At 57.4% G+C, this 12,510-nt stretch carries 10 protein-coding genes; 8 read left to right on the forward strand and 2 right to left on the reverse strand.

Annotated features, from left to right (window positions below; genetic code table 11):
• The first annotated feature begins 60 nt into the window (after positions 1–60).
• Both C1722_RS03950 and hflX read left to right on the forward strand, forming a co-directional pair.
• A complete protein-coding gene (locus C1722_RS03950) occupies positions 61–3,876 on the forward strand; it encodes an InlB B-repeat-containing protein (protein ID WP_180995031.1) in 3,816 nt (1,271 codons plus the stop codon).
• 189 nt (positions 3,877–4,065) lie between these two features.
• On the forward strand, positions 4,066–5,376 hold the full coding sequence (hflX, locus tag C1722_RS03955) for a GTPase HflX (RefSeq protein WP_102378093.1): 1,311 nt from the start codon (positions 4,066–4,068) through the stop codon (positions 5,374–5,376).
• A 78-nt stretch (positions 5,377–5,454) separates the two neighbouring features.
• On the opposite strand, the gene lexA is transcribed toward hflX, so the two are convergent.
• Positions 5,455–6,099: a transcriptional repressor LexA gene (lexA, locus tag C1722_RS03960; RefSeq protein ID WP_102378094.1), complete on the reverse strand. Its 645-nt coding sequence runs from the start codon at positions 6,097–6,099 to the stop codon at positions 5,455–5,457.
• A 115-nt stretch (positions 6,100–6,214) separates the two neighbouring features.
• Between lexA and C1722_RS03965 the strand changes: the two genes are divergently transcribed.
• The 6 genes from C1722_RS03965 (at position 6,215) to C1722_RS03990 (ending at position 10,764) form a co-directional block, all read left to right on the forward strand.
• Positions 6,215–6,514 carry a hypothetical protein gene (locus C1722_RS03965; RefSeq protein ID WP_102378095.1) on the forward strand — a complete coding sequence of 100 codons (300 nt, stop codon included), beginning with the start codon at positions 6,215–6,217 and terminating at the stop codon, positions 6,512–6,514.
• Positions 6,515–6,925: 411 nt separating this feature from the next.
• Positions 6,926–8,446 carry an ATP-binding cassette domain-containing protein gene (locus tag C1722_RS03970; RefSeq protein ID WP_102378096.1) on the forward strand — a complete coding sequence of 507 codons (1,521 nt, stop codon included), beginning with the start codon at positions 6,926–6,928 and terminating at the stop codon, positions 8,444–8,446.
• 97 nt (positions 8,447–8,543) lie between these two features.
• A complete protein-coding gene (gene nrdR, locus C1722_RS03975) occupies positions 8,544–8,990 on the forward strand; it encodes a transcriptional regulator NrdR (RefSeq protein WP_102378097.1) in 447 nt (148 codons plus the stop codon).
• Between the two features lie 3 nt (positions 8,991–8,993).
• Positions 8,994–9,437, forward strand: coding sequence for a dUTP diphosphatase (dut, locus tag C1722_RS03980; RefSeq protein ID WP_102378098.1), 444 nt, complete (start codon positions 8,994–8,996; stop codon positions 9,435–9,437).
• A gap of 339 nt (positions 9,438–9,776) precedes the next feature.
• On the forward strand, positions 9,777–10,190 hold the full coding sequence (locus tag C1722_RS03985; RefSeq protein WP_102378099.1) for a MerR family transcriptional regulator: 414 nt from the start codon (positions 9,777–9,779) through the stop codon (positions 10,188–10,190).
• A 142-nt stretch (positions 10,191–10,332) separates the two neighbouring features.
• A complete protein-coding gene (locus C1722_RS03990) occupies positions 10,333–10,764 on the forward strand; it encodes a hypothetical protein (RefSeq protein ID WP_102378100.1) in 432 nt (143 codons plus the stop codon).
• Between the two features lie 400 nt (positions 10,765–11,164).
• Here C1722_RS03990 and C1722_RS03995 read toward each other — a convergent pair whose 3' ends face one another.
• Positions 11,165–12,478: an IS30 family transposase gene (locus C1722_RS03995; RefSeq protein ID WP_102378101.1), complete on the reverse strand. Its 1,314-nt coding sequence runs from the start codon at positions 12,476–12,478 to the stop codon at positions 11,165–11,167.
• Positions 12,479–12,510: the final 32 nt, after the last annotated feature.

The raw sequence follows: 12,510 nt of genomic DNA on the forward strand, positions 1-12,510 counted from the left end.
ATCTGCATGCACGTTCGATCTTGGTCGCGCGTGGAAGTTTTCGGTATAAAGGAGACTTGTATGGACTGGCTGAGAGACAAACGGCGCAGTGCGGCTCGTGCAATCGTATCGGTTGTTGTGGCAACGACGGTCGGCGTCCCGTACAGCGCGATGGCGGAAGAACCCGCCCGTTCCCCTGACCCAAATGCGGGAGGTGCGACGGTCGCGTCTGAAAGCGGGTTTGCGGGCGGATCTGCATCGACGGCAGAGGCCTCTCCTGCGGCGGATACCGGACAAGCTGGGGCCGACGAGGCGATGGCCGGGCCCGATTCCGCAGACGAGCTTTCCGACGGCGGCTCCCAAAAAGACATCGAATGCGGCACGGGATTCGCTCAAGCGGACCGACTCCCGATTGAAGGCAGCGAGCCGGCAAGCGAATCGGGCGAAGGCTCTGCAGAGGCGAACATGCTGGCAGGCGATGCTGCCGAGGAGTCCTACGAAGCCGACAACCAGGAAGCGCTTCAGAATCTGATCGACGAAATAGCCGACGGAACGAGGCAGAACCTGCCGATCGAGATCAAAGGCTCTTTCGAGCTTGTCGGCCCCGTCGCCGTTCCTGCGCTCTCGTCCGGCTATCTGGCTATCTTCGCCGATGCACCCGTCGTGCTAACCGCTTCGCCCGCCGCCCGCCACGTGATAATCGAGCCGCAAAGCGAGGATAGGGCCCTCTATTTCAGGAATATAGTGCTCGACGGCAACGGCAATGGCGGCGGGATAGAACTCGAGCAGGGAACTTCGTCGTTTTATCTCAATTCGACTTCCGATGCAACGGTTCCCCCGGGTTTCGAGAGCCCGAGCCTCACGATAAAGAACTGCACAGCTATCGACGGAGCCGCACTGCATGCGATCGATACCGCACTGCACGTACACGATACCTCGATTGTGGGTAACGCAGCGGCGGAGCGCGGAGGTGCCGTATTCCTCGGAACGGAAGCGTGGATGCACCTTGGTTCCTCGAGCGTTTCAGGCAACACTGCAGGCGATGGTGGGGCGGTGTATGCATCGGGAGCCGGACAGCCGGCGATCGAGGTGTACGATTCCGCTCTTGAGGGAAATACGGCGAATCGAAACGGTGGGGCAGTGTACGCAGAGCGCTATCTGGAAATCGTATCCTCGACGTTGCGGGGAAACGTCGCGCACGAAAACGGCGGCGCGATCGCGCTCGTCTCGAAAGGCGCGGATTTCGAGGCTTCGCTTACGCTTGCCCATGCGAACGTGTTCGGGAACGAAGCGTCGGGATTGAGCGGACAGGGTAACGGCGGCGCGATCTACCTCTACGGAGACAATGCCGACATGCTCATCGACGATTCCGATACAAACTCTCGTGCAACCGATATATACAACAACACCGCTAAGGGCTCCGGGGGCGGGGTGTACGTTGAAGGCGCGGGAGAATCGGGTACAGCCAGCACCACGATGGCTACCGGCTCGGTTCGCGACAACGCCGCCGCAGGGGGGCAAGGCGGCGGTTTGGCCTTCGCGGGACAGTACGTTTCGATCGCTTTGGGGCCGACGCATAGCTTCGAGCCTCCCGTTCTCGAACCGCGCATCTATGCAAACCATGCGCAGGGAAGCGGAGGCGGCATCCACGTGTCTTCCGCAGAGGACGTGTCGTTTGAAAGCTACTACGGAATCATCGAGACCAACACGAGCGAATCGGAAGGAGGCGGCATCGCCGTAGGCCAATCGGCTTCTGCGACCCTCGTGCTTAGCGGTACTGCCGTGAACGGGAATGCCGCCGCCGGCAACGGTGGCGGCATTGCGGTAAACGCCCACTCGAGCTTCATCTACCCCAGCGCCGCACTCGATGGGTCCGGTTCGTTCGTTGCGAATAGCTCCGTATCGAACAACAGATCGGGAGGCAACGGGGGTGGCGTGTATTCCGAGAACCCCGACAGCGGTGATTACCATATGTTGGCGATGCAAATGCAAGGTGCGTTGATAGACGATAACGTTGCCCGAGGCAGCGGGGGCGGCATCTACGGAGCTGCAACCAGCAGCGCCACGCTGCATGCAGCGGCTGGAAGCGAGGCTTCGAGCATGAGCATTTCTCGAAACATTGCGGGTGCATCGGGCGGAGGCGTATACCTGGCATCTGTGCAATCGTCTTCGTTTTACGGAAACGGTGCAGCTCTTGAGGGCAATACAGCAGGAAGCGAGGTTGCTAGAGGCGATGGCGGGGGCGTGTACCTCGCTTCGAACGAGGGGTACGCAACGTACGGATTCAGCGAATCGAGCACTCAGCAGAAAAACGCGGTTTCGGATAATCATGCCTACGGAAACGGAGGCGGCGTGTACGCCGTTTCAGGCCAGCAATCATACGGCCAGGTCGAAGGTGTGGATATTGATGGAAACGTAGCCGAGGAGAGCGGCGGCGGCATCTACGCGAAGGCGTCGTACGCCTCTTTGTCGATGCATGGAGGCTGGGATCCCAAAACCGGGGATCCCAGCCGGAGAAGCCTTTCCGAAAACCGCGCCCGCAATGGATTCGGGGGAGGAATCTATCTTGAGGGATCCCAGATCGAAAACCGTTTCGAGCGCATCGATGCCCGCGCCAACGTCTCGCATGAAGACGGCGGAGCGCTGTATGCGTCAGGAAGTGCGGCGGGAGGCGATTCGAGCACTTCGCTTGACACGAGCGTGGCAGAATCGTCGTTTGAGAAGAACGAGGCCGGAGGATCCGGGGGAGCGGTGTACGCCGCGAGAAGCGGGGAAGCCGAAGGCGCATGGTCGTCGTTTGCCGCGACGAGTGTGCGGTTCAGCGAAAATGCCGCCCGAGCCGGTTCGGGCGGTGCGGTGTATCTCGGGAAGAACGTAAACAACCTCTCGCTGCACGCCGCCGGTTCGGGATCGGGACCCATGGAGTTTGCCGACAATGCAGCCGCGCTCGACGGAGGGGCTCTGTGTCTTGAGGGCGGATGGCAGACAGGGCTTGTGCAGCAGGTGGTCATGAGCGGCAATACAGCGGGAAGAAACGGCGGAGCATTCGCGTTCGGCGCCATGGATGACGATCAGAACGCTACCGAGATGTTTGTCTCGTCATCGAGCATTACGGACAACGCGGCAGGGGATTCGGGCGGCGGTGTTTGGACGCCGTACGAAAACCTTGGGCACTTAACCGTCGATACCGAAGGGCAAATCGAGGATACCACGGTGTTCTCCGGCAATACCGCTTCGCGAGAACTGGAATCGGTGCTGCTCGGCAACCCTGGTGATATTGCCTTGCATGACGAGAGGATTCATACGCGAAGCTTCTCCGAACGTCCCGAGAGCTACGACGCGTCAGGCCTCCCGTTCCGCGCAGCCGATGCTGTCTTCGAATACGGGTACAACAACTACGACATCAGCTATCGGAGAGCCGCGATGGTGCTCTACGACGGAAATGGGGCGACGGGCGGTGCGGTGCCGGTCGATAATCGAAAGTACCTGCCTGGCGATGTCGCCGCAGTGAAAGCGGAGCATACGCTCGTGCGAGAAGGGTACACGTTCGGAGGTTGGTCTTTCAAGGCGGACGGCGGCGAGCCGGTGCCGGTGTCTATCGACATGGGGGATACCGATGTGACACTGTATGCTATATGGGTGAAAAACCCCGATCCGGTCGATCCCGTTGACCCGACGGAGCCAACCGATCCCGGCGAGCCGACCGATCCCGGGACCCCTGGGCAGCTCGTCGGCTCCAACCAGCCGAGCGGCTCTGCGAGTTTGAAAGACTCCGCAGCTGGGCTGGCGAAGACGGGTGATGCGCTCGCCGCTGTCGGTATCGCGGTTGCGACACTCGGCAGCCTAGCGGCTGCGATAGCCGCATGGAGCAGGAGCAGGCGGCGCATGCCCGAATGACGTGACTCCGCGAAGGGAAGCGTAACGAAATGCAAACGCGGGTGTTGCCTGCCGTGCGGCACCCGTGCTAGTATCTGAGACCGATGTTCGTTCGGGAAAGGACGGGGTACGTACATGGCCACGATAAGGTTGCGGTAAGCGCTCTCATTCATATACACGCCATCTGAACCTTACGAAAGGCCATAGACCATGACCCAATCCAAGCATTTCACTATAGAAGAGGTACGCGAGCGCGCCGTGCTCGTGGGGGTCGATCGCGGCGATACGACGTGGCCCGTTTCCGAAAGCCTTGCAGAACTCGAGAGGCTCGCCAACACCGCCGGCGCCGACGTGGTTGCGGTAACGTCGCAAAAGCTCGATGCACCGAATCCGCGTACGTTCGTCGGCTCGGGAAAGGCCGAGGAAGTTGCCGACCTCTGCCGCGCCCATAGCGCCGATATCGTGATATTCGATGACGAGCTTACCCCATCGCAGCAAACGAACCTTGAGAGGGTCGTTCCGAAGGAGGTCAAGGTAATCGATCGAACGGCGCTGATCCTCGATATATTCGCGCTGCATGCGACGAGCAAAGAGGGGCGTTTGCAGGTGAGGCTTGCTCAGAACCAATACCTTCTTCCGCGTCTTCGGGGCATGTGGGCCCACCTTGCCTCGAACCGCATGGGCGGCGGCGTCGGATCGAGGTTCGGCGAGGGCGAAAGCCAGCTCGAGGTCGACCGCAGGATGGTGCGCAAACGCATAACCTCGATCAAACGCGAGCTGAAGCAGCTGAACGAAGTGCGCGCGCTTCAGCGCGAGGGGCGGTACAAAAGCGGCATGTTCAAGGTATCCCTTGCGGGCTACACCAACGCCGGCAAATCGAGCCTCCTCAATGCGCTCACCGATGCGGGCGTGCTCAGCTACGATAAGCTGTTTGCCACGCTCGATTCGACGACGAGGAAATTCGTGCTTCCCGAGGGGCGCGAGATAACCCTTACCGATACCGTCGGATTCATTCAGAAGCTTCCGCATACGCTGGTCGAGGCATTCAAATCGACGCTCGACGAGATCGTAGGCGCTGATTTGATCCTTCATGTCATCGACGCTTCTTCAGACGAACGGGAGGCGCAGATTCAGTCGGTCGAAGAGGTGCTCGGGCAGATCGGAGCGCACGACATCAAGCGCGTCGAGGTGTTCAACAAGATCGATCTTCTCGGCGAGGTCGAAAAGGAGGCGCTGTCGAACAGGCATCCCGATGCGATACTCGTCTCGGCGCTCAGTGGAGCCGGCATAGACGCTCTGGTGAAGAGAATTGCAGCGGTGGCCTCAGCTCACGACGAGCTTATCAGCGTGCTGGTTCCCTACAGCAGAGGCGATCTTGTCTCGATCGCCCACGAACGTGCCTTGATCGTTCTCGAGGAACACGGCGAGGACGGTACGCGCATCGATATGCAGATAGGCCCCGCATACGCTTCGATGTTCGAGGCGTTCCGCGTCGAGGTGCAATCGCCCGTCGACGCGTAGCCTCGTAGCTTCCGGAAAAGAATCGGCCCCGATCGACGATTGCGATCGGGGCCGACTGCCGTTGCGCGGAAAGCGTATTTAAAGGCGCCTGAATACGGCGACGACTTTACCGGCTATGGAGCAATCGGTTGTGATGATGGGATCCATCGACGAGTTTTCCGGTTGCAGGCGTATGTGATTCGATTCTTTGTAGAAGCGCTTGACCGTAGCGCCGTCGTCCATGATGGCTACTACGATATCGCCGTTATCGGCGGTGGGTTGCTCTTTCACTACCACGTAATCGCCGCTGTTGATGCCGGCCTCGATCATGGAATCGCCGCGGACGGAAAGCAGGAACGCTGCGGCATCGCCGACGATTTCGGTTGGGAGGGTGATGGTGTCGGTGATGTTCTCCTCTGCGAGGATGGGAGAACCGGCTGCGACATCGCCGACCAGAGGAAGGTTGACCAGGTTGCCGAAGGTGGGCTGCATAAGTTCGTCGATGCCCGATCCCGAGTGGTCTTCAAGCTGGTAGGTGAGGGCGATCGAGCGGGACTTGAGCGGATCTCGCTTGATGAGCCCTTTGTCTTCGAGCGCTTTGAGATGGACGTGAACCGTTGAAGGGGAGGAGAGGCCAAGGCTCTGACACACTTCACGCACGGTGGGGCCGTATCCCTTCTCGCGAATGCAGTCCTCGATGCAGTCGAGTACTGCCTGCTGGCGTTTCGTGACTTTTTCTGCCATGTGGCTTCCTTTCAAAATTTCGAACAAATGTTTGAAAAATATCTTGACATGAACTTTTGTTCGCCATATAGTATACACGAACAAAGGTTCTAGGCAAGAGCAAGGAGGCACATTTATGAAGAATTTCGAAGCGCGCTATACCGTGGTCGGAACATCCGCCCTCAAGGTCGATGCCTCCCAAAACCAAGCCCATGCTGCTATCATCGAATTCCCTGCATCCGGCAAAACCGGAAGGCCGCGCCATGCGGCGAGCCGGCATCTGCACGGAAGAGTCTCCGATCTTGAACTTGTCAGCGAGCTCCGAACGGGAACCGCCCGCGGCAAGGCATTCGGGCGCATTGCTCCCTGGCAGTCCGTTTCCGCTGGCGTTGTGCTCGCTGCAGCTGCTTTTGCCACCATCTTCCTTGGGATATAACGGTTAACCATCCTATCTTCCGCAGAAGCTGCGTTCTGTGAGAAGAGCTGCGTAGCGCCCCGGTTCGCCGGGGCGCATTTCGTTTCGAGGGGAGCTTGCTTCTCCGTGCTGATGGCGGGCGGCACGTATCGGGCGAGCGTTGCTATTCGAAGGCCGCCCGCGCGCCGCCGAGCGGAAAGCGTGCTTTTCGATTTTTGTATGATGTGTTACACTTCGAATGATCATACGCCATGGGCGTTGTACCCGTCATCAAGGAGAAGGACATGCGCAAATAACGATTGCCTTCGGGCATCCCCTAAGCAGACAGTATTCTTTTGTCGCAACCGGGTGCGCAATCGTTATCGTATCAGCCATGTCCCAGATTTCCATTGCATTTCATTCGCGTTGCGCCTTCGTTCAATGGAGGTCGCCATGTTCATTACCTTGCACAATGTGTCATATACCTACGATGATTCCCCTGTACCTGCGCTCGAAGGGCTTTCGGCGACGTTTGCCGAGGGGTGGACCGGTATCGTGGGAAACAACGGAGCCGGCAAAAGCACGCTCCTAAAACTCCTTTGCGGACATCTTCAGCCCGATGGAGGTACGATCAGACCTGCGGCTTCAGGGGTGTATTGCGCTCAAGAGACCGCCTTGGAGCCCGAAAACCTCTACGATTTCGCATCCGACTACTCAGCCGAGGCAGTTCGCCTCCGCGCTTCGCTCGAACTCGAAGACGATTGGCTGTGGCGTTACGGCACCCTTTCGCATGGCGAGCGCAAACGCATACAGGTTGCCTGTGCGCTTTCCCTTAATCCGGCGGTTGTGTCGCTCGACGAGCCGACGAACCATCTCGATAGCCAGACGCGGGAAGTCCTGCTCGGTGCGTTGAAGGCACATCGTGGCGTCGGTTTGCTCGTTTCGCACGACAGGCGTTTCCTCGACGAATTGGTTTCGCAGTGCCTGTTTATTGACGCTGGACGGGCGACGATGATCCCAGGCTCTTACACCGAAGCCAAAGCCCAGCTCGACCTGCGAGAGCAAAGCGCTCGAACCGAGCGAAAGCAGGTGCGCGACCAGCTTTCCCGAACCCGAAGCGAGATGAATCGGCGAAAAGCGGTGGCAAGCCAAAGCGCTGCCCGCCGATCGGGTCGTAACCTCGATAAACACGATAGCGACGGCCGCGAAAAGCTTCGCCTGGCCGTATATTCGGGGCAAGACGGAAAAACCGGTCTGTTGGCCGCCCAAATGGATAAGAAGATCGAGAGAACCCGAGAGCGCCTCGATGGAATCCGGACCAAAAAGATCTACGAGAAGCCGCTCGATATTCATTCGGAACCCTCGAAAAGGCGCTACGTGGCCCATATCGAACGAGGATCGATCAATATGGGAGATGCGAGGGTGCTTCATTATCCCGAGGTATTCGTCGGCCCGACCGATCGCATTGCGCTCCGCGGACGCAACGGAGCAGGGAAATCCACATTCCTCTCCGTGCTCCTTGCTTCGATCCCCGATCTTGACGACCACCTCGTCTATATTCCCCAAGAGGTTGATTCCGCGGATGGAAGGAAGGTTTTGGAGAAACTGAAGAGCATGCAGTCGTCGCAAACCGGGGAGGTGCTCTCGATCGTTGCGCGACTCAACTCCCCGCCCGAGAGGATACTATCCGGAGACGAACTGAGCCCCGGCGAGCTCAGGAAGGTGATGCTGGCCATGGGGCTGCTCGAGCGTCCGCATCTCATCGTTATGGACGAGCCGACCAATCATCTTGATCTCCCCTCTATCGAAGCGCTGCAAGATGTTCTTGCGCAATGCCCCTGCGCCCTCATCCTCGTATCCCATGACGAGCGGTTCCTCTCCGCCCTGAGCGAGATATCATGGAACTTCAGAGAACCGGATTGCGGGGAAGAGGGGAGGGTCGCAAGGGGAGATACCGTTCTCGTTGTTTCGTGATGGAAAACGTTTTGAGAATTTGCCGCAAGTGTGGAATGCTCGTTGTTCCACAATATGTAGTATGGTAAAGTGATCGAAATACCAACAAAGGAGTAAGATGCGCTGTCCTTCATGTGGTTATGCTGAATCGAAAGTCGTAGACTCGCGCCCCTCGGAAGACGGCGCGTCGATACGGCGAAGAAGGGAATGCCTCGATTGCGGGCGTCGGTTCACCACCTACGAGCGCCTTGGCGACAATCCCCTCGTTATCGTTAAATCCGACGGATCTTCCGAAGCCTACAATCGCGAAAAGCTGTTCAGGGGCGTTCTCATCGCTTGCGCCAAGAGACCCATTTCCTCCGAGCAGATTGCGATCCTGATCGACGATATCGAGCTGGAGCTGCGTAACGACATGCGCAGCGAGATCAAATCGAAGGATCTCGGTGAGATGGTCCTCGCTCGTCTCCGTAAACTCGATGACGTCGCTTACGTCCGATTTGCAAGCGTGTACAAAGATTTCCAGAACATCGAGGAATTCGCTACCGCGCTCGAGGGGCTGGATTAGGCCGTGGCGGAAATAGAAGTTCCCATACGGCTTGTCGATAAGGATCTCGAGATGCCCGCCTATGCGTATCCGGGCGATGCCGGACTCGACCTGAGATCGTCTGTCGATATAGAGCTCGCTCCCTTTCAGCGAGCGCTTATTCCGACGGGTATCGCGATGGCTATTCCTGAGGGTTATGCCGGATTCGTGTTGCCTCGTAGCGGATCGGCCATCAAGCACGGGCTTTCGCTGGTCAACGCTCCGGGCCTGATTGACAGCAGCTATCGGGGCGAGATAAAGGCCATCGCCATCAACCTCGATCCCGAAAACGTTTTGAGGATACAGAGAGGCGATCGGGTAGCGCAGCTGGTTATCATGGCAACGCCGCTTGTTACCCTTTCCGCACAGGAGGAGCTTGAAGCATCGGAGCGCGGAGCCGGTGGATTCGGCAGCAGCGGTTCGGCATGACGATAGCAGGCGTGGGCGTACACGCCCCCGACATTGCGGGATAAGCGGGCAAACGCAGTTCAACTGCAGAAGATCCCCGCTTTCTCGATACTGGTAGTTTATAAACCACATACGCAGCCGCTACCAAAGGAAGGGCTCCTACGGGAGTCCTTCCGAGTTTTGAAAAGCACGTCCATAGTTGACCTTAGAGTAGCTCTAAGGTACTATTTCCTTAACCCTTAGAGTAACTCTAAGCTCATAGAGAAATGGTTAGAGTTACTCTAAGGGTGACGTTGTTTGCAATAGAGGCTCGTAAGTTCGATCTGTCGGCAGAGCGCTGCTCGAGGTTTCGGAGGTTCCATGATCGATCATGTGCTGGGAAACAATCATTCGGGCAATGATGGCGCTCCGCGGTACTCGATCAGTGAGGTGTCGGAAATGACCGGCATATCTGCATTCACTATTCGATACTACGACAAGTGCGGGTTCTTTCCGAAGCTCCAGCGCGGCAAAAACAACGTGAGATCGTTTGCCGATCAAGATATCGCCGCGTTACATCTTGTTGATGCTTTGAGGAAAAGCGGGTTGTCTATCGAAGGCATCCAGTATTATGTCAGACTAAGCCTCAAGGGAGATTCGAGTCGCAAGGAGCGCATGGCCATCCTTGAGGCTCGGGAAACCGTACTCGAGTATCAGCGTGAGGAGTTGGGCGAAAGCCTCAAAACGCTGCACAGGGAGTACGGGGGCTTGGAAAACAGCAGCGAAGGCTTCTGAAGCCCTCTCGGCCCGAAGAAGGTTAAAAAACAACGAGCTAGGAGTCGTTAGAGTTCAAGATAGGGCCTTAGAACGGCTCTCAGAGCTTCGTTTGTAAAAGCCCAGTTCAGAGGCTTGTTTTTAGCATATGAAAGGAAAACAGATGGCAGACGAGCAAAATCAGCCACCGCAGCCCTCAAATCCCCAGCAATTCAACTACAACGACGGACGTGAGCTCAAGTCCGCGCAGAACCTTGTGATTGCAGCAAGCATCACCGGGCCTGTTTCGATGGTGATCGGCGGTGTGTTTTTAGGCATCGTCGGATTGGTATGCGGAATCCTTGCATATCGGAAGATCCGGGCGCTTCGGGCAAAAGGCGGAACGATCGGACTCGTGGCCTCAAGGCTTCGTACGGCGTGCATAGTGGCTCTGGTGGTAACGGCCATAGCGTTGGTTTTGAATATAACGTATGTGGTATCCGTATATCCGCTTATGGTGGAAGCGCTTGAGACGGGCGATTACTCGAAGTTGTTCCCGCAAGGAACTGCGCCATCGACTGGTGGGTCGAACAGCGGAAACGCAACTTGGGGCTAAGAGTGGCAAAAGGCGGTTCGACGCTTCATCCCACATTGGAATCCAAATTATTGATAATACATCTTATGTAAAGCTGCAATAGCGTGTAAGACGGGCGGCGTAGCGGGGTTAATTGCAATCTGAACTGCACGTATCTATGTGTGGTTTGCGAAGAAGTGCTTTTACTGCTGCAATTATACCTCCTATAGCGCGTTCCGTGGGTGCGGTTAGTCTTGCAACTTTTCCAGCTGATACGCCTTGTGTGTGCGCCTTGTGGACGGCATACGCGCAAATAGAACCCTCTGTTTAACCAATTGCAAGACTTATTGCACCAGCTATGCTGCAGAGGCCGCATTTTTTTCGTCTCGCTATGGGGTTGTCTCGCCTTCCGGGCTTGCCGCTTAAAACACCTTTTTCGCTTCTACAGATCCACGAGACCAGGTTTCATGACCACTTCCTCTGGAGCGATTCGCTCGATGCCGAGTCCGTCGAACAGCTCCTCGGGAAGCACCTGAGATGCCAGTTGGTACGGCGAGGCACCGCCTAGGGCGGGTCTGCCGTACGAGTTCACATGCGAGCACACCACGGCAAGCTTGCGAGCTGTCAGATGTTGGAACGAAGTACCTTTCGGGATGATCTTCCTCAGTTCGACGTGGTTCTTTTCGCAACGGCCTTTCTGCCCAGACTTCATCGGATCGCAGTAGTAGACGCTACAGCGCCTCCCCTTTCCTTTGCAGGATTTCTCGAGCGCATGGAAATCGAGGAACTCCGAGCCGCGATCGGTCAAGATGACTCCGAACCATTTCTTGAACGCCCTTGCCCCTACCAGGTTTTCGATCATGTCGAGCGCCCTTCCGACCACGCTTTGGTTCTTTGCGGGTAGGTACAGCATGAGCTGGAAGCTGAAGCGTCTGAACAGCAGCGTAAGAATCGCCTTGTCGCACCCTTTCGCCGATACCACGCAATCCATCTCCACTGCGTTCATCTGCTCTTCAGAAGGCAGCTTCGAAAAATCTTCGTACGTCCTCCCGTCCAGGTCGTGCCTGGGCACGGGAGGGTCTTCTTTCTTTTTGCGGATTTTGAACACGACTTTCTTGGGAAGGTCCAGGTTCACGATGCTGTCGAAGACCCCCATCTCGACGTAGTTGTAGAAAGTCCTCAGGGATATGGGCAGCTTTTCCCTGTGGTTCGACCAGATATGCTCGGGGCTCTGCCCCTTCTTCAGCATCGGCCGAACGAAGTCGGCCATCTCCTCGAGCTGTTCCCTGGTGCAGTCGATCCCGGCCCTCGACTCGATCTTGCGCTGCATGGCCAGCTCATGCGCCTGCTTGCCGTCGTAGAAGCGGTACTCGTACCCGCATCCCGTGCCGTAGCGCTTCCGACAGTCGTTGCACACGTAGGGAGGCTTCGTGAGCCACGGGCACAGGTTGGGCTTGAACTCGGGGCACACCTTGTTGCAGAGGCTTTTCTTGCATTTCCTGCAGGTCATGATGCATCCATTGCCGCAGACGGCCGTGATCCGACACGCGTCCTTCCTCAGGCAGATGCTCCTCGTCTCCACGACCATGAACGACGGGCTCTCCTTCACGGAGTTCCGCTGGATCTCCCTCCTCACGGTCGAAGGTTCCACGCCGAGCTTCCTAGCGATATCAGGAATGCTCTCCGAGTCCCTCAGGTTCTCCTCGATGAACATTCTGTCGCCTTGGGTGAGCTGCCCTCTCTTTTTCTTGGGCATAGAATCACCCCCTTCCCTGCCCGGAAAGCTAT

The sequence above is a fragment of the Raoultibacter timonensis genome, assembly GCF_900240215.1.
Taxonomy (GTDB): Bacteria; Actinomycetota; Coriobacteriia; order Coriobacteriales; family Eggerthellaceae; genus Raoultibacter; species Raoultibacter timonensis.